21 protein-coding genes are annotated in these 23248 nt (G+C 73.3%); 10 read left to right on the forward strand and 11 right to left on the reverse strand.

Translation table 11 applies throughout. From position 1 onward, the window contains the following. Positions 1-49: 49 nt before the first annotated feature. Both ABD345_RS19275 and ABD345_RS19280 read right to left on the reverse strand, forming a co-directional pair. Positions 50-1642, reverse strand: coding sequence for an acyl-CoA carboxylase subunit beta (locus tag ABD345_RS19275; RefSeq protein WP_344553540.1), 1593 nt, complete (start codon positions 1640-1642; stop codon positions 50-52). A gap of 351 nt (positions 1643-1993) precedes the next feature. After that, the gene (locus ABD345_RS19280; RefSeq protein WP_344553542.1) at positions 1994-2401 is read right to left on the reverse strand and encodes a PLD nuclease N-terminal domain-containing protein; all 408 of its coding nucleotides are present in this window, start codon (positions 2399-2401) and stop codon (positions 1994-1996) included. A gap of 75 nt (positions 2402-2476) precedes the next feature. Between ABD345_RS19280 and ABD345_RS19285 the strand changes: the two genes are divergently transcribed. Then, positions 2477-3934, forward strand: a complete 1458-nt coding sequence (locus ABD345_RS19285) for a menaquinone biosynthesis decarboxylase (RefSeq protein ID WP_344553544.1) — start codon at positions 2477-2479, stop codon at positions 3932-3934. Continuing rightward, positions 3934-4836, forward strand: coding sequence for a menaquinone biosynthesis prenyltransferase MqnP (gene mqnP / locus ABD345_RS19290; protein WP_344553546.1), 903 nt, complete (start codon positions 3934-3936; stop codon positions 4834-4836). The genes ABD345_RS19285 and mqnP overlap by 1 nt, the downstream gene beginning before the upstream one ends. Positions 4837-5042: 206 nt before the next feature. On the opposite strand, the gene ABD345_RS19295 is transcribed toward mqnP, so the two are convergent. From ABD345_RS19295 to ABD345_RS19320, 6 genes are read right to left on the reverse strand one after another with little or no spacing between them, the layout of a single operon-like run. Next, positions 5043-7703: a fumarate reductase/succinate dehydrogenase flavoprotein subunit gene (locus ABD345_RS19295; protein WP_344553547.1), complete on the reverse strand. Its 2661-nt coding sequence runs from the start codon at positions 7701-7703 to the stop codon at positions 5043-5045. A 27-nt stretch (positions 7704-7730) separates the two neighbouring features. Beyond that, positions 7731-8447 carry an ABC transporter ATP-binding protein gene (locus ABD345_RS19300; protein ID WP_344553549.1) on the reverse strand — a complete coding sequence of 239 codons (717 nt, stop codon included), beginning with the start codon at positions 8445-8447 and terminating at the stop codon, positions 7731-7733. Further along, the gene (locus ABD345_RS19305) at positions 8444-9226 is read right to left on the reverse strand and encodes an ABC transporter permease (RefSeq protein WP_344553550.1); all 783 of its coding nucleotides are present in this window, start codon (positions 9224-9226) and stop codon (positions 8444-8446) included. Before ABD345_RS19305 ends, ABD345_RS19300 begins: the two co-directional genes overlap by 4 nt. Then, a complete protein-coding gene (locus ABD345_RS19310; RefSeq protein WP_344553552.1) occupies positions 9223-10611 on the reverse strand; it encodes an ABC transporter substrate-binding protein in 1389 nt (462 codons plus the stop codon). The genes ABD345_RS19305 and ABD345_RS19310 overlap by 4 nt, the downstream gene beginning before the upstream one ends. Positions 10612-10622: 11 nt before the next feature. After that, a complete protein-coding gene (locus ABD345_RS19315; RefSeq protein ID WP_099900096.1) occupies positions 10623-10850 on the reverse strand; it encodes a 4Fe-4S dicluster domain-containing protein in 228 nt (75 codons plus the stop codon). Positions 10851-10880: 30 nt separating this feature from the next. After that, a complete protein-coding gene (locus ABD345_RS19320) occupies positions 10881-11645 on the reverse strand; it encodes a GntR family transcriptional regulator (RefSeq protein WP_344553553.1) in 765 nt (254 codons plus the stop codon). A gap of 212 nt (positions 11646-11857) precedes the next feature. Between ABD345_RS19320 and ABD345_RS19325 the strand changes: the two genes are divergently transcribed. Further along, positions 11858-12250, forward strand: coding sequence for a VOC family protein (locus ABD345_RS19325; protein ID WP_344553554.1), 393 nt, complete (start codon positions 11858-11860; stop codon positions 12248-12250). Between the two features lie 3 nt (positions 12251-12253). Here the strand turns inward: ABD345_RS19325 and ABD345_RS19330 are convergent, their stop codons facing one another. Both ABD345_RS19330 and ABD345_RS19335 read right to left on the reverse strand, forming a co-directional pair. Beyond that, complete coding sequence (locus ABD345_RS19330; RefSeq protein WP_344553556.1) at positions 12254-12964, reverse strand: MOSC domain-containing protein; 711 nt, start codon at positions 12962-12964, stop codon at positions 12254-12256. 103 nt (positions 12965-13067) lie between these two features. Then, a complete protein-coding gene (locus tag ABD345_RS19335) occupies positions 13068-13808 on the reverse strand; it encodes a cyclase family protein (protein ID WP_344553557.1) in 741 nt (246 codons plus the stop codon). Between the two features lie 266 nt (positions 13809-14074). On the opposite strand from ABD345_RS19335, the gene ABD345_RS19340 reads away from it, so the two are divergent. From ABD345_RS19340 to ABD345_RS19365, 6 genes are all read left to right on the forward strand, one after another. After that, positions 14075-14752: a UbiX family flavin prenyltransferase gene (locus ABD345_RS19340; protein WP_344553558.1), complete on the forward strand. Its 678-nt coding sequence runs from the start codon at positions 14075-14077 to the stop codon at positions 14750-14752. 118 nt (positions 14753-14870) lie between these two features. Beyond that, entirely contained in the window at positions 14871-15332 is a 462-nt protein-coding gene (locus ABD345_RS19345; RefSeq protein WP_033250846.1) for an Lrp/AsnC family transcriptional regulator, read from the forward strand. A gap of 35 nt (positions 15333-15367) precedes the next feature. Further along, positions 15368-16330 carry a threonine ammonia-lyase gene (locus tag ABD345_RS19350; RefSeq protein WP_344553560.1) on the forward strand — a complete coding sequence of 321 codons (963 nt, stop codon included), beginning with the start codon at positions 15368-15370 and terminating at the stop codon, positions 16328-16330. Positions 16331-16383: 53 nt separating this feature from the next. Further along, entirely contained in the window at positions 16384-17547 is a 1164-nt protein-coding gene (mqnE, locus tag ABD345_RS19355; protein WP_344553561.1) for an aminofutalosine synthase MqnE, read from the forward strand. A 257-nt stretch (positions 17548-17804) separates the two neighbouring features. Then, complete coding sequence (locus tag ABD345_RS19360; protein ID WP_344553562.1) at positions 17805-18722, forward strand: L,D-transpeptidase family protein; 918 nt, start codon at positions 17805-17807, stop codon at positions 18720-18722. 117 nt (positions 18723-18839) lie between these two features. Then, on the forward strand, positions 18840-19787 hold the full coding sequence (locus ABD345_RS19365) for a beta-ketoacyl-ACP synthase III (protein ID WP_344553563.1): 948 nt from the start codon (positions 18840-18842) through the stop codon (positions 19785-19787). Positions 19788-19959: 172 nt separating this feature from the next. Here ABD345_RS19365 and ABD345_RS19370 read toward each other — a convergent pair whose 3' ends face one another. Continuing rightward, positions 19960-20601 carry a TetR/AcrR family transcriptional regulator gene (locus ABD345_RS19370; protein WP_344553564.1) on the reverse strand — a complete coding sequence of 214 codons (642 nt, stop codon included), beginning with the start codon at positions 20599-20601 and terminating at the stop codon, positions 19960-19962. A gap of 305 nt (positions 20602-20906) precedes the next feature. On the opposite strand from ABD345_RS19370, the gene ABD345_RS19375 reads away from it, so the two are divergent. After that, positions 20907-23219 (forward strand): outer membrane protein assembly factor BamB family protein, encoded by a 2313-nt coding sequence (locus ABD345_RS19375; RefSeq protein WP_344553565.1) that lies wholly within the window; start codon positions 20907-20909, stop codon positions 23217-23219. The last annotated feature ends 29 nt before the right edge of the window (positions 23220-23248 follow it).

A 23248-nucleotide genomic window follows, 5' to 3' on the forward strand; every position in this document is an offset into this window, starting at 1 on the left:
TTCTCCCCCAAGCTTGATTCTGAAAGGTTTCGGCGAGCGCGACCGCTGGTTACATCGGCGGGTTGCCGTGCTTGCGGCTGGGCAGGTCGGCGTGCTTGGTGCGGAGCATGGCGAGGGCGGAGGCGAGCACCGAGCGGGTCTCGGCGGGGTCGATGACGTCGTCGACGAGGCCGCGTTCGGCCGCGTAGTACGGGTGCATCAGCTCGCTCTTGTACTCCTTGATCTTCTGGGCGCGCATGTCGTCGGGGTCCTCGGCGGCGTTGATGTCGCGGCGGAAGATGACGTTGGCGGCGCCCTCGGCGCCCATGACGGCGATCTCGTTGGTGGGCCAGGCGTAGGAGAGGTCGGCGCCGATGGAGCGGGAGTCCATCACGATGTAGGCGCCGCCGTACGCCTTGCGCAGGATCAGCTGGATGCGCGGCACGGTGGCGTTGCAGTAGGCGTACAGCAGCTTGGCGCCGTGGCGGATGATGCCGTCGTGCTCCTGGTCGACGCCGGGCAGGAAGCCGGGGACGTCGAGCATGGTGACCAGCGGGATGTTGAAGGCGTCGCACATCTGCACGAAGCGGGCGGCCTTCTCGCTGGCGTTGATGTCCAGGACGCCGGCCAGCGACTGCGGCTGGTTGGCGATGAGGCCGACCACGTGGCCGTCGATGCGGGCCAGCGCGCAGATCACGTTGGTCGCCCAGCGCTCGTGGACCTCCAGGAACTCGCCGTGGTCGACGACCTCCTCGATGACCTTGCGCATGTCGTACGGGCGGTTGCCGTCGGCCGGGACGAGGTCGAGCAGGCTCTCGTTGCGGCGGTCCACCGGGTCCTCCGCGGCCACCGAGGGCGGCATCTCCCGGTTGTTCTGCGGCAGCAGCGACAGGAGGTAGCGGACCTCCTCGATGCAGGACTGCTCGTCGTCGTAGACGAAGTGCGACACGCCGGAGACCGCGGAGTGGACGTCGGCGCCGCCGAGGCCGTTCTGGGTGATCTTCTCGCCGGTGACGGCCTGGACCACGTCGGGGCCGGTGATGAACATCTGCGAGGTCTCGCGGACCATGAACACGAAGTCCGTCAGGGCCGGGGAGTAGGCGGCGCCGCCGGCGCAGGGGCCGAGCATGACGGAGATCTGCGGGATGACGCCGGAGGCGCGGGTGTTGCGCTGGAAGATGCCGCCGTAGCCGGCCAGCGCGGTGACGCCCTCCTGGATCCGGGCGCCGGCGCCGTCGTTCAGCGACACCAGCGGCGCGCCGGCCGCGATGGCCATGTCCATGATCTTGTGGATCTTCTGCGCGTGGGCCTCGCCCAGCGCGCCGCCGAAGATCCGGAAGTCGTGCGCGTAGGTGAACACGGTGCGCCCGTGCACGGTGCCCCAGCCGACGATGACGCCGTCGGTGTGCGGCTTCTTCGCCTCCAGGCCGAAGCCCTGCGCGCGGTGCCGGCGCAGCGGCTCCACCTCGTGGAAGGAGCCCTCGTCCAGCAGCAGGTCGATCCGCTCGCGGGCGGTCAGCTTGCCCTTGGCGTGCTGCGCCTCGGTCGCCTTCTCGCTGGGACCGCGACGGACCTGCTCGCGCAGCTCGTGCAACTCGGCGACCCGACTGCGGGCGTCGCCCGGAGTCTCGCCGCCGACCGGCGCATCGTGCAGGACCGTCATCTCGAACCACTCCAAGCTCGCGTGGGGCAGCGAACACCTCTACTGCTACGACAGTACGAGTCAGTGCGCCCCGCCCTCGGCGTCGAATCCGTACAAGGTCGGGACCCGATCGCTGTACAGGCTCCACATAGGGGGGCGCACGGCCCCAGCGCGGGGCCGTTTCCGGAGGGGGTCCGCGCCCCTCCCGGGCAGGGGGTGCCGGAACGGTCGAATTGGCAGGTCAGCGGCAAGATGGCGGGTGCGCGCAGGCCGCCGTCCGGCGCCGCGCCGGCGGGGGCGCACACGGGCTGGCGGCCCGGTGCGGGGGCTCCGGTACGGGCCCGGATGGTAGGGATGCGCCAAAAGGCGTGATCAGCCCTTGGGGTGGTCGCCGTCCCCCGGACGGTCCTCGTCCCCGCGCAGCTCCTCCTCGCGGCGGCGCAGGTCCGCCTCCCACTGCTTGAGCAGGTCCTCGTGCTGCTCGTTGCCGCGCTTCAGCGAGGCCAGGAACTCCGGGTCGTCGTCCGGGGCCAGCGGCCGCCCCTGCCCGGGGCGCCCGGCGGTCGGGCCGAACGGCCGGGCCGCCCGGCCGCGGGCACCGGTGCGGTCGCGGCCGGCCACCAGCCAGGCGATCGAGCCGACCAGCGGGAAGAACAGCACCACGATCACCCAGGCCACCTTCGGCAGGTGGCGGACCTCGTCCTCCGGGGTGGTCAGGCAGTCGATGAACGCCCACACCCACAGGGCCAGCAGCGCCACCACGGGCACGACTCTCAGCACAGCGCAGAACTCCCGGAAAGGTTCGAACAGGACCCTTGGCGGGCTCAGGGTAGCCCGTACCGGATACTGACAGGTATGGCATACGACGATCTCCGTTCCTTCCTCCGGGCGCTGGAGCGGGAGGGCGACCTCAAACGGATCAAGGTCGAGGTCGACCCCTACCTGGAGGTCGGCGAGATCGTCGACCGGGTGCAGAAGGCCAAGGGCCCCGCGCTGCTGTTCGAGAACGTCAAGGGCTCGGCGATGCCGCTGGCCATGAACGTCTTCGGCACCGAGCGGCGGCTGTCCAAGGCGCTCGGCCTCAAGTCGCCCGACGACATCGCCGAGAAGATCGGCGGCCTGCTCAAGCCCGAGCTGCCGCAGGGCTTCACCGGCTTCCGGGAGGCGTTCGGCAAGCTCGCCTCGATGGCGCACGTCCCGCCGCGGAACGTGAAGTCCGCCGACGCGCCGGTCCACGAGGTGGTGCTCACCGGCGAGGACGTCGACCTGGAGCAGCTGCCCGCGCTGTTCACCTGGCCGCTGGACGGCGGCTCCTTCTTCAACCTCGGGCTCACCCACACCAAGGACCCGGACTCCGGCGTCCGCAACCTCGGCCTCTACCGGCTGCAGCGGCACGACAAGCGCACCATCGGCATGCACTGGCAGATCCACAAGGACAGCCGCAACCACGCCGCGGTGGCCGCCAAGCGCGGCGAGAAGCTGCCCGTCGCGATCGCCTTCGGCTGCCCGCCCGCCGTCACCTACGCCGCCACCGCGCCGCTGCCCGGCGACATCGACGAGTACCTGTTCGCCGGGTTCGTCGCGGGCGAGCGGGTCCGGATGGTCGACTGCAAGACCGTCCCGCTGCAGGTCCCGGCGGACGCCGAGGTGGTGCTGGAGGGCTGGCTGGAGCCCGGCGAACTGCTGCCCGAGGGCCCGTTCGGCGACCACACCGGCTTCTACACCCCGCAGGAGCCGTTCCCGGCGCTGACCATCGACTGCGTCACGATGCGCCGCCGCCCGCTGCTGCAGTCCATCGTGGTCGGCCGCCCGCCGACCGAGGACGGGCCGCTGGGCAAGTTCACCGAGCGCTTCTTCCTGCCGCTGCTCAAGGTGATCATCCCGGACATCGTCGACTACGACCTGCCCGAGGCCGGCGGCTTCCACAACTGCGTGATCGTCTCGATCGACAAGAAGTACCCCAAGCACGCGCAGAAGGTCATGCACGCCATCTGGGGCGCCCACATGATGTCGCTGACCAAGCTGATCGTCGTGGTGGACGCCGACTGCGACGTGCACGACTACCAGGAGGTCGCCTGGCGGGCCCTGGGCAACGTCGACTACAGCCGGGACCTCTCGGTCGTCGAGGGCCCGGTCGACCACCTCGACCACGCCTCCTACCAGCAGTTCTGGGGCGGCAAGGCGGGCATCGACGCCACCCGCAAGCTCCCCGAGGAGGGCTACACCCGCGACGGCGGCTGGCCCGAGATGGTCACCTCCGACCCGGAGACCGCGGCCCGGGTCACCCGCCGCTGGAAGGAGTACGGACTCTGATGACCACCGCCGACGCGTTCGAGGCCCCGCCGAGCCGGACCCGGGCCTTCCTGCGCCTGGTCGCGATCGAGCACTCGGTGTTCGCGCTGCCCTTCGCCTACACCGCCGCGCTCACCGCGATGTTCCTCGCCGACGGGTCGGTGCACTGGCGCGAACTGCTGCTGGTCACCGTCTGCATGGTCGGCCTGCGCACCTTCGCGATGGCCGCCAACCGGATCATCGACCGCGAGATCGACGCCCGGAACCCGCGCACCGCGGGCCGCGAACTCGTCACCGGCGCGGTCTCGCTGCGCACCGCGTACGTCGGCTCGGCGATCTCCCTGGTGGTCTTCCTCGGCTCGGCCGCGCTGCTGAACACGCTGTGCCTGCTGCTGGCGCCGGTCGCGGTCGTCCCGATGGTGGTCTACCCCTACGGCAAGCGGTTCACCGACTTCCCGCAGGCCATCCTCGGCCTGGCCCAGGCGATGGGCCCGATCGGCGCCTGGCTGGCCGTCACCGGCAGCTGGTCCTGGGACGCGGTGGTGCTCGGCCTCGCGGTCGGCATCTGGATCGGCGGCTTCGACCTGATCTACGCCTGCCAGGACGTCGCGGCCGACCGCGGCATGGGCGTGCGCTCCGTCCCGGCCCGGTTCGGCATCCCCGCCGCGATCACCGGCGCCCGGGTCTGCCACGCGATCACCACCGCGCTGCTGGCCTGGTACGCGGTGCTGACCGACGCGGGCGCGTTCTTCTGGTGCGGGCTCGCCGTGGTGGCCGGGGCGTTCGTCTACGAGCACACCATCGTCAAGCCGCACGACCTGTCCCGGCTGAACCGGGCGTTCTTCTCCACCAACGGGTTCGTGGGCATCTCGCTGTTCGCCTTCGCCCTGATCGACCTGATCAGCCGGGGTCTGACGGTCTGACAGAGAGCCCCCGACAGGGGCTCGGGGAACGGCGAGGCCGAGTCTGCGCGAGGTTCACTGCCGTTGCGCGCATCGGCTTCCGGTTCCGTTACTACACGCAGCAGCACGAACCTCCGATGGGCTCCGGCCGTCAGCAGCATCGACCCGCCGTTCCCCGGGCCCCTGGTGGTGCATGCCGTTCCCCGAGCCCCTGATTTCGCAGGCTCCTACGCTCCCTCCAGCGCCATTCGCGCGTACGCCCGGACGTCCGCGTCGCCGTCCGCCAGCCGTTCCCGCAGCGCCGCGGCGACGTCCGTCCCGGTGGCGCCCGCGGCCATCGCCCGGACGGCGGCCTTGCGGACGTCCGCGTTCCCGTCCGTCGCCAGTCCGGTCAGCGCCTTCCAGCGGCCGGCCGCGCCGAGTACGCCCGCCGCGGCCTTCCGCACCTGCCAGGCCGGGTCCGGGCGTTCCGCCAGTTCCGCCAGTTCCGCGAGGGCCCCGCCCAGGCTCGCCGCCCCGGTGAAGGCCCCGGCGCGCACCAGCGGGTCCGGGTCGTCGGCGAGCAGGGCCAGGACGTCCGCCGAGGCGGGGTCGCCGATCACCCCGAGCCCTTCGCCGACGGCGACCCGGACCTCCCGGGCGGTGTCCGTCGCTCCGGCGGCCAGCGCTTCCGCCGCGTCCAGCGAGACCAGCCCGCGGACGGCCTGCAGCCGCACCGGGGCCTCCGGGTCGCGCAGCCCGGCCGCGAACAGTTCGACCGATCCGCCGCGCAGGACGCGGGCGAGTTCCTGGACGCCCGCCCGCACCACCGGGTCGGCGGAGTCGGCCGCGGCGGCCAGCGCCGTCCCCAGCGCGGGGTCGAGGACCTCGGCCAGTTCCCGCAGGCCCGCGACGGCCGCGCCGCGGACCCGCCCGTCCGGGTCGCCGAGCGCGGCGACCAGCGCGCGGCCGGTGCCGTCCGGGGTGTGTTCGGTGAGCGCGGCGACGGCGGCCAGTCGGACGTCCGGGTCGGGGTCGGTCAGGTAGTCGACGACCGCGGCGCCCTCGGCCCGCAGCACCTCCAGCACCCGGCCCTGCGGCTTCGCCGTGCCGGTGGTCGCCGTCCCGCCCGGCAGCGCGGCGCTCACCCCGGTGCGGCCGACCGCCATCGCCTCGACGGTGCCGAGCAGTTCGACCTCCCCGGCGGGGGGTTCCAGGCCGTCGACCGGGACGAGGTAGGGCGCGACCGGGCGGGTCAGGAACTCCATCGCGCCGTCGGCGCGCTTGCGCAGGTTGAGGTGCCGGAACCAGCGGGCGTCGTCCTGCGCGGGCCGGTCGAGGCGCTGGTGGTAGAGGCCCCAGCGGGACTCCTCGCGGGCCAGCGAGGCCCGGGCGGCCATCTCGGCGCAGTCCCGGATGAAGTCGACCTCGACCGCCCGCATCAGTTCGTGCGGGGTGCGGGCGCCGATCGAGGCGACCTCGCCGCGCATCCGCTCGAAGTGGTCGAGCGCGACGGACAGCCGGGCGCCGGTCTTCGGCGGGGCGATGTAGTCGTTGACGAAGCGCCGCAGCTTGTACTCGACCTGCTGTTGCGGCGGCCCGTCGGGGTGCTCCAGCGCCCGGTAGACCAGCCGGTGCGCGTCGGCCACCTGATCCGCGGGCAACTCCGGCCGTACGGCGGGAAGTTGGCCGGCCGCGTGGGTGCCGGCCAGCTCGCCGAAGACGAACGCCCCGATCATGTAGTTGTGCGGCACGCAGGCCAGGTCCCCGGCCGCGTACAGCCCGGGGACGGTGGTCGCGGCGTTCTCGTCGACCCAGACGCCGCTGGCGCTGTGGCCGCCGCACAGGCCGATCTCGGAGATGTGCATCTCGACGTCGTGGGTGCGGTAGTCGTGGCCGCGCCCGGCGTGGAAGGTGCCCCGGCTGGGGCGCTCGGTGGTGTGCAGGATGGACTCCAGGGCCTGCACGGTCTCCTCCGGCAGGTGGGTGGTCCGCAGGTACACCGGGCCGCGGTCGGAGGCGAGTTCGACCGCGAACTCGGCCATCATCTGCCCGGACCAGTAGTCGGAGTCGACGAACCGCTCGCCGTGCCGGTTCACCTGGTAGCCGCCGAACGGGTTGGCGACGTACGCGCAGGCGGGGCCGTTGTAGTCCTTGATCAGCGGGTTGATCTGGAAGCACTCGATGCCGGAGAGTTCGGCGCCCGCGTGGTACGCCATCGCGTAGCCGTCGCCCGCGTTGGTCGGGTTCTCGTAGGTGCCGTACAGGTAGCCGCTGGCCGGCAGCCCGAGCCGCCCGCACGGCCCGGTGGCCAGCACCACCGCCCCGGCCGAGACCAGCACGAACTCGCCGCTGCGGGTGTCGAACCCGGCCGCGCCGACCGCCCGGCCGCCGTCGGTGAGCACCCGCACCGGCATCACCCGGTTCTCGATGGTGACCTTCTCGCGCATCCGGCGCTCGCGCAGCACGCGGTACAGCACCTTCTTGACGTCCTTGCCCTCCGGCATCGGCAGCACGTACGACCCGGAGCGGTGCACCTGCCGCACCGCGTACTCACCGTGCTCGTCCTTCTCGAACTTGACGCCGTAGCGCTCCAGCCGCTGCACCATGGCGAAGCCGCGCCGGGCGGTCTGCCGGACGGTGGCCTGGTTGACCACGCCGTCGTTGGCCCGGGTGATCTCGGCGACGTACGCGTCCGGGTCGGCCCGGCCCGGAACGATCGCGTTGTTGACGCCGTCCATGCCCATCGCCAGCGCCCCGGAGTGGCGCACGTGCGCCTTCTCCAGCAGCAGGACGCGCGCCCCGGCCTCGGCGGCGGCGATCGCGGCCATCGACCCGGCGGTGCCGCCGCCGACCACCAGGACGTCGCACTCCAGCCGGCGCGCCTCGCTGATCTCGGGTGTGCGCATCTGCGGTGCCTCTCAGGTGGGTTCGGTTCAGGTGTACTGGGTGAGGAGCAGCGCCCGCAGCGCGCTCCGGTCGGCGGCGGGGTCGCGCGGCTCGGGCACCTGGTGCAGGGCGGCCAGGGTGCCGCCGGAGAGCACGGCGACCCGGTCGCCGAGCAGCAGCGCCTCGTCCACGTCGTGGGTGACGAAGACCACCGTGCAGCGCTCCTTCTCCCAGACGGCGAGCAGGAGTTGCTGCATCGTGGCGCGGGTCTGCGGGTCGAGCGCGCCGAACGGCTCGTCCATCAGCACCGCCTGCGGCGCGCCGACCAGCGCCCGGGCCAGCTGGACGCGTTGGCGCTGGCCGCCGGACAACTCCCTCGGCAGTCGGTCGCCGTGGTCGTCCAGGCCGACCCGGCCCAGCCAGTCGGTGACCGGCGCGTGCCGCTCGGTGCGCTTCAACCCGGCGATGGCCAGCGGGAGTTCGACGTTGCGCCGGACGCTGCGCCAGGGCAGCAGCCCGTCCTCCTGGAACACCAGCGTCCGGTCGGCGCCGGGCCCGGTCAACGGCCGCCCGCCGGCCAGCAGTTCGCCGTCGGTGGGCCGCAGCAGCCCGGCCAGTGCCCGCAGCAGGGTGGACTTGCCGCAGCCGGACGGGCCGAGCACGGTCAGCACCTCGCCCGGTGCCACGTCCAACTCGACGTCGCGCAGGACGGGTTGCCCCGGGTGGCCGACGCTCAGGCCGCGCGCGGTCAGTCGCAGGCTCATCCCCGCACCCCCGCCGGGGCGGTGGGCAGCCAGCGGGTCAGCCGCCGCCCGAGCAGTTCGACCGCGCCGGAGGTGGCCCAGCCGAGCAGCCCGATGGTGACCATGCCGACGAACACCCCCGGATAGTCCAGCACGGTGTACGCGGACCAGGTCCGGTAGCCGACGCCGTACTGACCGGAGACCATCTCGGCGGAGATCACGCAGATCCACGAGACGCCCAGGCCGACCGAGAGCCCGCCGACCACCCCGGGCAGCGCGCCCGGCAGCACCACGCCGAACAGCACCCGGCCCGTCCCGCCGCCCATCGTGCGCACCGCCTCCTCCCAGCGCGGCGGCACCGCCCGCACCGCGTGCCGGGTGGCCACCGTGACCGGGAAGAACGCGGCGGCGCAGGTGATGAAGACGATGCCCTGCTCGTTCTCCGGGAACAGCATGATCGCCACCGGGACCAGCGCGATCGCCGGGATCGGCCGGATCAGCTCCAGCACCGGACCGACCAGGTCGGCGGCGGTGCGCGAGCGGGCGGTCAGCACCCCGGCGGTGACGCCGAGCACGGCGGCCAGCGCGAAGCCGGTGCAGATCCGCCGCAGGCTCTCGGCCAGGTCCTGCCAGTACACGGCGGTGCCGAGCTGCGTCCGCAGCGCGTCGGCGACCTGGAGCACCGTCGGCAGGTGGTCGAAGCGCACCCAGGCTTCCACCTTGTACGCGGTGAGCGCCTGCCACAGCCCGAGGAAGGCGAGCAGCGCCGCCGCCCGCAGCAGTCTGCGCCGCGCGCTCACGCGGCGTCCAGCGCTTGCCGGTAGGTCAGCCGGACGGCGGACGGGTGGGCGGCCAGGTAGGCCGCGGCGCCGTCCTCGGTGGTGAAGGGCCTGAACGCGTCGCCGTCCCGGACCCACCAGTCCTGGTCGGCGAACCAGCGGGTGCCGGTGGCCGCGTCGGGCACGTACGCGGCCCGCAGCTTGCCGCCCGCGGCCCCGGCCGCCTTCACGGCCTTGAGCAGGCAGGTCGGGTCGGCGGCCGGCCGGGTGGCCTGCTCGCCCTCGTACCAGAGCTCCCCGGCCAGCGCGGGGTCGGTGACCGGGCGGTCGCAGACCGGGTCGGTGCCGGTGATCCGGGCGGGTTCGCCGTCGGTGACGCCGGAGTCCCTCAGGTAGGACGGGTCGGTGAAGCGGTCCAGGTCGAGCGCCTTGAGCACGCCGACCGAGGCCAGGAACGGGACGTCGCTGCGCATCGCGTCCAGCAGCCGCGGGTCGAGGGCGGTGGCGAAGGTGGCGATGCCGTTCGGGCCGTTGTAGAGGTACACCACCTCGGGCGGCAGGCCGGTGGCCTCGGCGACGGTCTGCGCGGCGGCCAGCGGGTGCTGGTTGAGGTCGCGGGTGGCGGCGTCCTGGGCGCGCAGGAAGGCCCGGACCACGTCGGGGTGCGCGGTGCCGAACTTCTGCCGCACCACCACGCCGTGCAGGGTGGGCCGACCGAGCGCGGCGCCGTCGTACAGCAGCCGCCCGTCCCCGGCGAACACCACGGCGGCCGGCCAGGCCACGAACTGGGCCAGCGCGTCCACGCTGTGCGCCTTCAACGCGGAGGCGCCGACGGCGGGCTGCTGGTTCTGCTTCTGGATCTCGGACTCGGCCACGCCCGCCTTGGCCAGGGCCTGCACCAGGGTGCCGTCGGAGGCCGAGCCGACCGAGCTGGAGACCTTCTTCCCCTTCAGGTCGGCCAGCGTGTGCGCGGGCGAGTCCTTCGGCACCACGACGGAGTTGAGCGCGCCGAGCAGGTTGTAGCCGGTGACCGACACCAGCCGGGTGCCGGGTCCGCCGGCCGCCTGGGCGCGGGAGCCGTTGATCAGCAGCGGGTAGTCGCCCATCGAGCCGATGTCGATCTTGTCGGCGAGCATCTGCGCGGTGATCGGCGCGCCCGCGTCGTAGTCCTGCCAGACCACCTTGTACTGCCGGCCGTCCTGCTCGCCCAGTTCGGCGAGCTGCTGCTCGAAGTAGCCGCGGGCCCGCAGCAGCGTCCCGGCGGTGACGGTGTTGATGGTCTTCGACTGGTAGCCGACCACCACCTCGACGGTCTTCGAGTCGCCGCCCGCGGAACACCCGGCGGCCCCCGCGAGCAGCCCGGCGACCGCCGCCAGCACACCCAACTTTCTTGCTGCACCAGACATGTGACGCATCCTCAGCGAATCAGGTAAGGCATGTTGACGGTGACCGCCCCGGTGGGGCAACGGGCGGCGCAGGGGCCGCAGTACCAGCACTCGTCCACGTGCATGTACGCGGTGCCGCTCTGCTCGTCGATCGCCAGCGAGTCCAGCGGGCACATCTCGACGCACAGCGTGCAGCCGGCGATGCACAGCGAGGCGTCGATGGTCACGGGCACGTCGGTGCGGTGCTCGGCGAGCGCCATCGGTCCAACTCCAAGGTGAGGAAGGTCGGTTCAGGTGAGGTCGCGGAGCAGCCGGCCGCGCATGGCCAGCCGGTCGCCGCGGAAGCGTACGTACTCCAGGTCCACCGGCCGTCCGTCGGCCAGGGTGGTGAGCCGCTCCAGCATCAACAGGGCCGCCCCGCGCGGGACTTCGAGCACCGCGGCGGAGTGCGCGTCGGCGTTGACGGCCTCCAGGGTGATGTCGGCGGCGCCCAGCGGCTGCCCGGCGGCCTCCTCGATCAGCCGGAACACGTCCCGGTGCGCGAGGTCGGCGGGCTCCAGCAGCGCGCCGATGTCCGGCGCCAGGTAGGTCAGGTCCAGCGACAGCGGCAGCCCGTTCAGCCGGCGCAGCCGCTCGACGTACACCACGTCCGCGCCGTCCGGCAAGCCGAACCGGCGGGCCACCGCCCCCGGCGCCCGGACCGGCCCGAACGAGCGGACCTCGTTCACCACCTCGCCGTGCTCGTGCAGGGTCTCGGCCAGGCCCTCCAGCCGGTTCAGCCCGTGCGGCACCTTCTCCGCCGCCACCAGCGTCCCCGACCCGGGCACCCGGCGCACCAGGCCCTCCCCGCGCAGCAGGTCCAGCGCCTGCCGCACGGTGTTCCGGGACGCCCCGAACTCCCGCGCCAGCACGTCCTCGTGCGGCAGCGGCCCGGTCCCGAACGCCTCGCTCAGCACCTGCTGCCGCAGCACGTCCGCGACCTGCCGGGCCCGGTCGGCCCGCGGCCGCCTGGCCGCGCCGCTGTTCCGGCTGCGAACGGTGTTGTCGCTGGTCATCGGGTCTGCTCCGGCCCTCGGCTGCGCTGTCGGCGGCAACCCTAGGGCCGGGCGGTCCCGGTTTTCGTTGCCGCACCATTACGCCACCTGACGACCCGTCGGAACCGCCCCCCACCTGCGCGGACACCGCCCCCGCCGGATGAACCGCCACCCGCCGCGCCGATGCGCCATGCTGGGAGGAGCGGCTGCCCACGAGCGGAACGGGGAACACGATGATCGGCACACTGCAGTGCGTGGTGCTGGACTGCCACTACCCGGCGGGCCTGGCCCAGTTCTACGCCGCCCTGCTCGGCGGCGAGGTCGACCGCCCCGACCCGCGCTGGTCGCTCGACGGGGAGTGGTCCACCGTCCACCTGCCCGACGGCCGGGTGCTCGGCTTCCAACGGGTCGAGGACTACCGCCCGCCGATCTGGCCCGACCCGGCCCACCCGCAGCAGCTCCACCTCGACATCGACGTCCCCGACCTGGCCGCCGCCGAGACCGCCGCGGCCGCGCTCGGCGCCGAGGTCAAGGCCCGGCACGAACGCTGGACGGTGCTCACCGACCCGGCCGGCCACCCCTTCTGCCTGGTCCCGCGGACCGGGGCCCCGCAGCGTCCGGCCTGAGGCTCAGGCCAGCGACAGCGCGTCCCCGACCCGCAGCCGCCCCGACCGGGCCACCGTCGCCAGCGCCCCCAGCACGCCGTCCCGCTCGTGGGCGATCGTCTTCAGGATCTCCGGCGCCTGCGGCAGCCCCGGCTGCGCCACCCCCACCATCACGCACCGGGTGCTGGCGCGGACGAACGCCAGCCGCGCCCCGGCCCTCACCCGGCCCTCCCGGCCGTACCAGCCGTCCTCGACGAACGGCGGCGTCCCCGGCGGGGTGCGCAGCAGCACGTTCGGCCGGAACCGGCGCTCGTCCACCACCGCCGACGGCACCGCCCGCGCCACCCACTCCAGGGTGGCCGTGGTCAGCACGCTCACCGGCAGTTCGTCGAAGTGCGAGACCGCGTCCTCGCGGGCCAGCGCCACGTCCTCCTGCTCCAGGTACGCGCGCAGGAAGGCGTCCGCGTCCGGCACCGGCATGCCCAGCGGGTCGAACAGCTCCGGGCCGTCGATCCGCGGACCCAGTCGGGCGCCCAGCCGCAGCAGGCCGTCCATCCGGCGGAAGCGCCGGGTGCTCTTCCCCGAGCCGAGCTTCCCGGCCCCGTCGCGCACCGCGTACAGGCGGTCGCCGACCAGGCCGCGGTCCTCCACCCCGACGGTGTCGAGCAGCTCGCCGCCCATGGACTTCACGGGGTAGCGCCACAAGCGCTCGACCACACCGACGATCTCAGGCATGGCGGGAGCCTAGCGGGGCGCTCCCGGGATGGTCTAGACCAAGTCCCGGAGCCGACGGGGCCGTTGGGACCCCCGGCCCGGCCGCCCCGCGCGGCGGCCCCGCTCAGCCGATCCGCGCCACCGCCCGCACCGGCGCCCCGTCCGCCGCCGTCAGCCGCAACGGGAACAGCGAGACCTCCACCGGCGTCCCCGCCGCCTGCGCCGCCAGCAGCGCCGACAGGTCGGTCAGGTTCTCCGCGATCACCCCGCCACCCTCCGGCCCCAGCAGCACCCGGTGCGCCGTCAGCGTCGCCTGCTCCGGCTCCGGGTCGTGCTCGTCCGCCAACTCGGCCAGCAGACTCGCCACTTCCGGGTCCGACGGCCCCGGATCCGGCGTCGGGTCCACCGACAGCGCGTCGATGCCCACCGTCCGGACCCCCGCCGCGACGATCGCCTCGGCGGCCTCCTCGGTCAGGTACGGGTGCGCGAAGTACCGGTCCGTCCCCCAGTACCGCGGCCACCCCGTCGCCAGCAGCAGCACCGTTCCCGGCCCCGAGACCGCGAGCGCCGCCGCCAGGTGCCCCGCCGTCACCCGCCCCCGGGCCGGCAGCCCCCGCAGGTCCACCACCACCGCGGGCCCCGTGAACAACTCCAACGGCAGCCCGTCCAGCGTCGGCCACCGCACGTCCAAGTGGTACGGCGCGTCCACGTGCGTCCCCGTCTGCGACCCCAGGTGCACCGCCAGCACGTTCACCCCCTCCCCCTCCACCGTCAGCGCCGCCCGCAACTCCACCCCCGGATCCCCCGGATACACCGGCATCCCGGACACCACCGGATGCGTCAGATCCACCAACTCGGCTGCCATGTCCCCATTGTGATGCGCATCCAGGGCTCGGGGAACTGTCGGCAGACGAGCATGCACCACCAGGGGCCCGGGGAACGGCGGGTCGATGCTGCTGACGGCCGGAGCCCATCGAAGGTCCGTGCTGCTGCGTGTAGTAACAGAACCCGAAGCCGATGCGCGCCACGGCAGTGCACCGCCCGCAGCCACGGCCTCGCCGTTCCCCGAGCCCCTGGCGGGGCTCTTCGCCGTCCCCCGAGCCCCCGCCACCAGCCCCCACAATGGGAATCATGAGCACCACCCGCACCCCCTGGGTCGTCGGCGTCTCCGGCGCCAGCGGCACCCCCTACGCCGCCTCGGTGATCCGCGCGCTGCTGGACGCCGGGGAGTCCGTCGACCTGATCGTCAGCCGGGCGGCGCGGCTGACCATCCTGGACGAGACCGGCATCTCCTTCCGGGACGCGCACTGGCGGGCCGACCTGGCCGCCTGGCTCGGCACCGGCGAGGAGGCGCTGCACGACGTCCGCCACTGGCCCGCCGGGGACTTCGCGGCGGGCCCGTCCTCCGGCTCGTACCCCGCCAAGGGCATGCTGGTCGTCCCGGCGACCACCGGCGCCGCGGCCGGCATCGCGCTGGGCCTGTCGAAGGACCTGCTGCAGCGCACCGCCTCGGTCACCCTCAAGGAGCGCCGCCCGCTGGTCCTGTGCCTGCGCGAGACCCCGCTGACCGGCAGCACGCTGCGCCACCTGGTGGCGCTGGACGAGCAGGGCGCGGTGGTCCTGCCGGCCTCCCCGGGCTTCTACGCGGGCGGCTCGACCGCCCGCGAACTGGTGGACTTCGTGGCCGGCCGGGTGCTGGACGCGGTGGGCGTCCCGCACGGGCTGTACCGCCGCTGGTCGGGCACCCTCGGCGGGGCCGCGAGCACCCCGGTGCGGAGTCCGGAAACCGCCCCGCGCCGGGGCGAGTGAGCGGGCACGCTACGGGAGAGTATGTTCTCTGGGATACCCGGGTTGATCGGTGCGCAGCGCCTTGGATTCCGGATAATGATCTGTGGTTCCGGTGAGGTTCGGAAGGACGCGGCAGGCAATGGACTCTGTGGACAGACAGCTCATCCAGGCACTCCGGGAGAACGGTCGGGCCTCGTACGCCGAGCTGGGCCGCCTGGTGGGCCTGTCCGGGCCGAGCGTGACGGACCGGATCAACCGCCTGGAGCAGGCGGGCGTGATCACCGGGTACCGGGCGACGGTCAATCCGGCGACGCTCGGTTACGGGGTGACGGCGCTGATCGGCCTGCAGCTCACCGACGCGGCCGACCACGACGACGTCTCGCACCGGCTGAAGGACCTCCCGGAGGTGGAGGACTGCTGGTTCATCGCGGGTGACGACTCGTACATGCTGAAGGTCCGGGTGCCGGACGTGGAGGGCCTGGAGTCGGTGGTCAAGCGGCTGTCCGGCACCAAGGGGGTGGCCCGCACCCGCACCACGGTGGTGCTCTCCACCAAGTGGGAGAACCGGGTCAGCGAACTCCCGCTGCACCCCGCCGAGTAGGAACCCCCGTCACAGCACCGGAGGAAGCCCCCGCCATGACCCTGGTCGACCTGGAAGACCTGCGCGCCGCCCAGCGCCGGATCGCCGGCACGGCGGTGCGCACCCCGCTGCTGCCCTGCCCGTGGGCCGAGGACGGCGGGCGGCGGCTCTGGCTGAAGCCGGAGAGCCTCCAGCCGACCGGGGCGTTCAAGATCCGCGGGGCGACGAACCGGCTGGCCGCGCTCACCGGGGAGGAGCGGGCCAGGGGAGTGGTGGCGCAGTCCAGCGGCAACCACGCCCAGGCGGTGGCGTACGCGGCGCGGCGGCTCGGGATCAAGGCGGTGATCGTGATGCCCGACACCTCGCCCGCCGTGAAGATCGAGAACACCCGCTCGTTCGGCGCCGAGGTGGTGATCGTCACCGCCGAGCAGCGCGACACCGTCCCGGCCGAGCTGGCCGCCGAGCACGGCTACGTCTGGGTGCCGCCGTACGACGACCCGTACATCGTGGCGGGCCAGGGCACGGTCGGCCTGGAGATCGCCGAGGACGCCCCGGACGAGCTGGACACCGTGCTGGTGCCGGTCTCCGGCGGCGGCCTGATCTCCGGGACGGCCGCCGCGCTCAAGCTGGCCTGCCCGGGCGTCCGGGTGGTCGGCGTGGAGCCGGAGCTCGCGGCGGACGCGCAGCAGAGCCTGCGCGCGGGCGTCCGCACCGCCTGGCCGGTCGCCGACACCTACCGGACGATCGCGGACGGCCTGCGCACCCCGTCGGTGGGCGTGCTGCCGTTCGAGCACATCACCGCGTACGTGGACGACATCGTCACCGTCTCCGAGGACGAGATCCGCTCCACCGTCGCCCTGCTGGCCCGCCGCGGCCGGCTGGTCGCCGAGCCCTCCGGCGCGGTCGCCCCGGCCGCCTACTTCCACCGGGCCGGTGAGCTGGGCGGGAGGGTGTTCGCGGCGGTCGTCAGCGGCGGCAACCTCGACCCCGCCCTGCTGGCCGGTCTGCTGGCTACCTAGGCGTAGTCTCGGTCCCGGCAACGAATCGAAGTCGCAAGGAGGCGGAGCGCCGCATGGACGCAGGGCTCAAGCGCGAACTGGAGGCGAAGGTCCACGCCGGTGAGCGGCTGACCCGCGAGGACGGGATCGCGCTCTACGCGAGCGACGACCTGGCCTGGCTGGGCGGGCTGGCGCACCACGTGCGGACGCGGAAGAACGGCGACGTCGTCCACTTCAACGTCAACCGCCACCTGAACATGACCAACGTGTGCAGCGCCTCCTGCGCGTACTGCTCGTTCCAGCGCAAGCCGGGCGAGAAGGACGCGTACACGATGCGGATCGAGGAGGCGGTCCGGCTCGCCAAGGCGATGGAGTCGGAGTCGCTGACCGAGCTGCACATCGTCAACGGCCTGCACCCGACCCTGCCGTGGCGCTACTACCCGCGCTCCCTCAAGGAGCTGAAGGCCGCGCTGCCGAACGTCTCGCTGAAGGCGTTCACCGCCACCGAGATCCACTGGTTCGAGCGGATCAGCGGTCTGAGCGCGAGCGAGATCCTGGACGAGCTGATCGACGCCGGCCTGGAGTCGCTGACCGGCGGCGGCGCGGAGATCTTCGACTGGGAGGTCCGCCAGCACATCGTCGACCACGACACCCACTGGGAGGACTGGTCGCGGATCCACCGCCTGGCGCACGAGAAGGGCCTCAAGACCCCGGCCACCATGCTGTACGGCCACATCGAGGAGCCCCGGCACCGGGTCGACCACGTGCTGCGGCTGCGCGAGCTGCAGGACGAGACCGGCGGCTTCCAGGTCTTCATCCCGCTGCGCTACCAGCACGACTTCCACGACTCCAAGGACGGCAAGGTCCGCAACCGCCTGATGGCGCGCACCGAGATGGCCACCGGCGCCGAGGCGCTGAAGACCTTCGCGGTGTCCCGCCTGCTGTTCGACAACGTCCCGCACGTCAAGGTGTTCTGGGTGATGCACGGCGTCACCACCGCCCAGCTGGCGCTCAGCCACGGTGCGGACGACATGGACGGCTCGGTGGTCGAGTACAAGATCACCCACGACGCGGACAACTTCGGTACCCCGAACAAGCTGGGCCGCGACGACCTGCTCGGCCTGATCCGGGACGCCGGTTTCCGCCCGGTCGAGCGCAACACCCGCTACGAGATCATCCGCGAGTACGACGGCCCGGACCCGGACCGCCGGGAGGCCCCGCAGGCGATGCGGCTCTGACCCCCGCGCGGCGGGGCGCCCCGCGGCCCCGCCGCCCTGACGCCCCGCCGCCCTGACGCCCCGCCACGCGCGCGGCCCGCGCCCGGTGACCGGTTTTCGGCCACCGGGCGCGCGGCATTCCCGGGGGCGTACGGGGTAGAGGCGCACTACCGGGGCGGGCTGCTGAGCGGAGAAACGTTTCCTTGGCGGGTATGCTCACAGGCTCATCACACGGCCCGGGTTCCGTCTCGTCCCCGTGGTCTGGGAGGATCGTTCGCATGTCCGGTTCCCATCGCACCTCCTCGTCCCGCCGATCGGCCTCCGCGCCGACCAACCGGGACGAGGCAGAGCAGCCCCAGGGCCGAGCCGCCACCCGCCGCAGCCGCCGCAAGCCGAAGCCGCGCCGGGCCCGCAAGTTCACCGTCGGCACCGCCACCCTGCTGGCCCTCGCCGCGGGCTGGTTCACCGTCGGCCCCGGGCGGACCTTCCAGGGGAGCACCGCCGCCGCGGCCCCGGACCACGAGCCCGAGGTGGTGCCGATGCAGGCCGCCGACGCCGGGCAGCACACCGTGGCCCCCGCCGCGGACCGCTCCGACCGGGAGCGGATCACCACCATCCCGGGCATCGGCGACTCCTGGATGGCCAAGGTCCCCGCCGAGACCCGCCAGCTGCTGGTCGCCAGCGGCCAGGGCAAGGACTCCTCGGACAACACCGTCACGCTGTGGACCCGCGGCGACGACGGCAGCTGGCAGGCCGGCCAGGCCTGGCCCGCCCACAACGCCTACAAGGGCTGGACCACCGACCACCGCTCCGGCGACCTGCGCAGCCCGATCGGCCTCTTCTCGCTCACCGACGCCGGCGGCCGCGAGGCCGACCCGGGCGCCAAGCTGCCGTACGACCACAACAAGAACTTCGTGATGTCCGGGCGCGGGTTCAACAACGAGCCGCTGGCCGGCTCCTTCGACTACGTGATCGCGATCAACTACAACCGGGTGGAGGGCAGGTCCCCGCTCGACACCGCCTACCCGGAGGGCGCGGCCAAGGGCGGCGGCATCTGGCTGCACCTCGACCACGGCGGTCCCACCCACGGCTGCGTCTCGCTGACCGAGGACCACATGGTCGAGCTGATCAAGACCCTGGACCCGGCGCTGCACCCGATGATCATGATGGGTGACGCCCAGTCGCTCGCCGCCTGAGCGCGGTCGCCCGCCGCCCGGGCGGGCCCCGTTGTCAGGGACCTACAGCATCCGGCACCCGATCCTGTGCAGGGCCGTCACCTCCTGACTCGTCGGTAACCCGGTTGAGTGGGTGGTATGACCGCCTCCCGCATCGTGGCGCTGGGCCACCATCAGCCGTCGAAGATCCTGACCAACGACGAGCTCTCGACGCTGGTCGACACCGACGACGAGTGGATCCGCTCCCGGGTCGGCATCCGCACCCGGCACATCGCGGAGGACGAGACCCTGGTCGACCTCGCGGTGGCCGCCGCCGAGAAGGCCCTCGCCAACTCGGGGTTGACGCCCGACCAGATCGACCTGGTCGCCGTCGCCACCTGCACCGCCATCGAGCGCAGCCCCAGCACCGCCGCCGCCGTCGCCGCCCGGCTCGGCATCCCCACCCCCGCCGCCTACGAGCTGAACACCGCCTGCTCGGGCTTCTCCTACGCCCTGGCCACCGCCGACCACGCGATCCGGGCCGATGCCGCCACCCGGGCGCTGGTGATCGGCGTGGAGCGGATGTCCGACACCCTGGACTGGACCGACCGCACCACCTGCGTGATCTTCGGCGACGGTGCCGGCGCGGCCGTGCTGGAGGCGGTGCCGGACGACCGGGCCGGCGTCGGCCCGGTGGTCTGGGGCTCCGAGCCGGAGAAGGGCGACGCGGTGCTGATCGGCGGCGGCTGGAAGCCGGTCATCAGCCAGCAGGGCCAGACCGTGTTCCGCTGGGCCACCACCCAGGTCGCCCCGCTGGCCCGCAAGGCGTGCGAGAAGGCCGGCGTCGACCCGTCCGAGCTGCGCGGCTTCGTCGCCCACCAGGCCAACCTGCGGATCATCGACGCCATCGCCGGCAAGCTCGGCCTGGCCGAGGACGCGGTGGTCGCCCGCGACGTGGTCGACTCCGGCAACACCTCCGCCGCCTCCATCCCGCTCGCGCTGTCCAAGCTGGTCGAGCGCGGCGAGCTGTCCAGCGGCGACCCGGTGCTGCTGTTCGGCTTCGGCGGCGGGCTGGCCTACGCCGGGCAGGTCGTGCGCTGCCCCTGACCGGCCGCACGCGGAAACGACAGGGGCGGCCGGGAGGAGGAATCCTCCCGGCCGCCCCTGTCGTCCGTTGCAGGACGGCGCTCCGCGGTACGTCGGCGAACCTCCCCCGAGGCACGGCCGCATCCGACACACCCGGACAGGAACCGGGGCCGAGCGCCGATGGGCTGGGTTCTTACTTCGGCGGCTTCTTTCCGGTGACTCCCAGGTACACCTGGAGCGCCAGGTTGGGCTTGAGGTCCTTGACCTTCACGCCCCAGGAGGTGAACGCCTTGCCGTGCTCGGCCGCCGCGGCGAGCAACGACACCAGGGCGCCGGCGACCGCCGACGGTTCGACCGTCTTGTCGGTCTTGCCCTGGTTGTTGCGGACCGCTTCGGCCAGCGGGCCCGCCACCGAGTTGAGGACCTTCATGCGGATCTTGAAGAACCGCTTGTCCCCTTCGGCGGCACCGAGTGTGACCACTCGGAGAATGGCGTCATTCTTGCGCCAGAAGGCGAGGAATCCGTCCACCAGTTCTTCGGAAGTGGTGAAGCCGGACTTTCCCGCCCAGGACTTTCCATCGACGAGCTCTTTGAGCCCGCCGCTGTCCTCGGCCATTTCCTCGGCGATCTCAAGGACTGCGCCCTCGACATCCGGGAAGTACTGGTAGAAGGTCGCGGGGGAGGTTCCCGCCATACGGGCGACGTCGATGACCTTGACGTCCCGGTACGGCGACGTGCTGAGCATCTCGCGGAGGCAGTCGAGCAGCTTCTGCCGCGTCTCCTGTCCGCGCCGCCCGGCGACGCGACCGTCGACGGTGCGAACTTGTCCTGTCATGTCGTCAGCTTACAGTGGCACGATCTTGGCGCTAATCGGTAGTGCGACTATTAGTCCGGCTGAGGGGGAAACGATGCCATTTCCGCGCGGAGTTGTTGCCCCCCCGTGTGCTGATGACCCCACAGCGTGACGACAAGTCAGCTGGGGCCGGTCCGGGAGCCCCCGCGGGCGGGTGCGGAGGCGGCGCCTCCGGTACCCGGGGGCGTGTCACGGGCGGGGGAGATTGGCTCCCGGGCGGCGGGCATTGGAGAATCGGGGGGCGCCACCGCCGGGGGGCGCTGGCGGAATGGGGAGGTGGCTGCGGAGTGGACCAGCTGACGGCGCACGATCCGAGGCGGATCGGGCCCTTCGAAGTGCTGGCCCGGCTCGGCGCGGGCGGCATGGGCCTGGTGTACCTGGCCCGGTCGGCCTCGGGCCGGCGGGTGGCCATCAAGACCGTGCGCAGCGAGCTGGCCGAGGACAACCTGTTCCGGGTCCGCTTCGCCCGCGAGATCGCGGCCGCCAAGACGGTCGGCGGCTTCTACACCGCCGCCGTGGTGGACGCGGACGCCGACGCCGCCGTCCCGTGGCTGGCCACCGCGTACGTGCCGGCGCCCTCGCTGGAGGACCTGGTCCACGACTGCGGGCCGCTGCCCGCCGACGCGGTGCGCTGGCTGACGGCCGGCATCGCCGAGGCGCTGCAGTCCATCCACGCGGCCGGGCTGGTGCACCGGGACCTCAAGCCGTCCAACGTGCTGGTGGTCGAGGACGGGCCGCGGGTGATCGACTTCGGCATCGCCGCCGGGGTCTCCAGCACCCGGCTGACCATGACCAACGTCGCGGTCGGCACGCCCGCCTACATGTCGCCCGAGCAGGCCCGCGACAGCCGCAGCGTCACCGGCGCCAGCGACGTGTTCTCGCTCGGCTCGCTGGTGGTGTTCTGCGCCACCGGGCACCCGCCGTACCGCGGCTCCAACCCGGTCGAGACGGTGTTCCAGCTGCTGCGCGACCAGCCCGACCTGTCCGGGCTGCCGGTCGAGCTGGTCGACCTGGTCCGGGCCTGCATGCGGCCGACGCCCGAGCACCGGCCGACGCCCGCCCAGATCCAGGCCGAACTGGCCCCGCACCTGTTCTCCCGGGCCGACGCCTCCGGCGAGGCCGGGGACTGGCTGCCGCCCGCCGCGCTCGACCTGATCGAGGCCAAGCGCAGCAGCAGACGGCACGTCAACGCCCAGCAGCAGGCCCAGGCCCGGTCGCAGCCGCCGGTGGTGCTGCCGGCCCAGCCGGTCGGGCCGCCGTCCGTGCCGCCGGTCCCGGCCCCGGTCGGCCCGGTCTCCGAGGCCGAGGTGGCCACCGAGCGGGTGCGCCCGCACCCGCTGTCGGCCCCCGCGCCGGTGGCCCCGAGCGACGGCGAGATCCGGCTGCCCGGCGCGCACGTGCCGATAGGACCCGGGCCCCGGGCGGAACCGGCCGCGCCCTCGGTCGCCCCGGTCGGCACCGACTGGGTGCGCCGCAGCTCCGCGCCGTCCGCCGCCCCGCCGCAGCCCGCGGCCCGCTGGCGGCCCTGGCGGTTCCGGATGTCCAACGACGTGTGGGGCACCCCGGTGGTCGCCGACGGCACGCTGTTCGCCTCCAGCTTCGAGGTGCACGCGCTGGACATCGGCTCCGGCGAGCGCCGCTGGAAGACCCGGGACGTGGCCTGGGCGCTGGCCGTCGACGCCGGCCTGCTGCACGCCGCCGACGGCCCGCACCTGTACACGGTGGACGCCGGGGACGGTGCCGAGCGCTGGCGGCACTCGCTGGACGGCTGGGTGTACTCGCTGGACGCCGCCGACGGCGTGCTGTGCTGCGGCGTCCGCGGCGGCGGCGTGCAGCTGCGCTCGGCGGTCACCGGCGCCGAGCTGTGGCGGGCCGACGACGCCCAGCAGGAGTACGAGAACCCGCAGTCCGGCCCGGCGCTGGTCGGCGGCGCCGCCTACTACCAGGGCGGCGGCCGGCTGTACTGCGTGGACCCGCGGCGCGGTGCGGTGCGCTGGGCGGTGCCGGTGGGCGGCAAGGTGCCGTCCCGGCCGGTCGAGCAGGGCGGCATGCTGTACGTCACCTCGGGCCAGCAGGTGTACGCCCTGGACGCCTCCTCCGGCGCCGAGCGCTGGCGCTTCGACGCGCCCGTGGTGCTGTTCACCCCGCCCGCGGTGGACGGCCGGGCGGTGTACGTCGCCGACTACCTCGGCACCCTGTACGCGCTGGACGCCGTCACCGGCCACGGCCTGTGGCGGGCCGCCACCGCCGCCCGGCAGGGCGCCGAGCCGGCCGTGGTCGCCGACGGGACGGTGCTGCTGGGCTCCGGCGACACCCTGTTCGCCTTCGAGGCGGCCGGCGGCCGGGAGCGCTGGCGCTACACCACCCGGGGCGACCTGGTCGGCTCCCCGGCGGTCGCCGAGGGCCTGGTCCACCTGGGCAGCCGGGACCACTCGCTGCACACCCTGGAGCTGGCCACCGGCCGGCTGCGCTGGGAGCTGGGCACCAAGGGCGAGCTGACCGGCTCCCCGGTGGCGGTCGGCGGCCGGGTGTTCGTCGGCTCCAAGGACCGCTGCGTGTACGCGCTGGACTCCTTCTACGGCACGGCCGTCCCGCAGTAGCCGCCGCAGGAACGGTACGGCCCCGGACC

Source organism: Kitasatospora saccharophila (genome assembly GCF_039529925.1).
GTDB classification, from domain to species: domain Bacteria; phylum Actinomycetota; class Actinomycetes; order Streptomycetales; family Streptomycetaceae; genus Kitasatospora; species Kitasatospora saccharophila.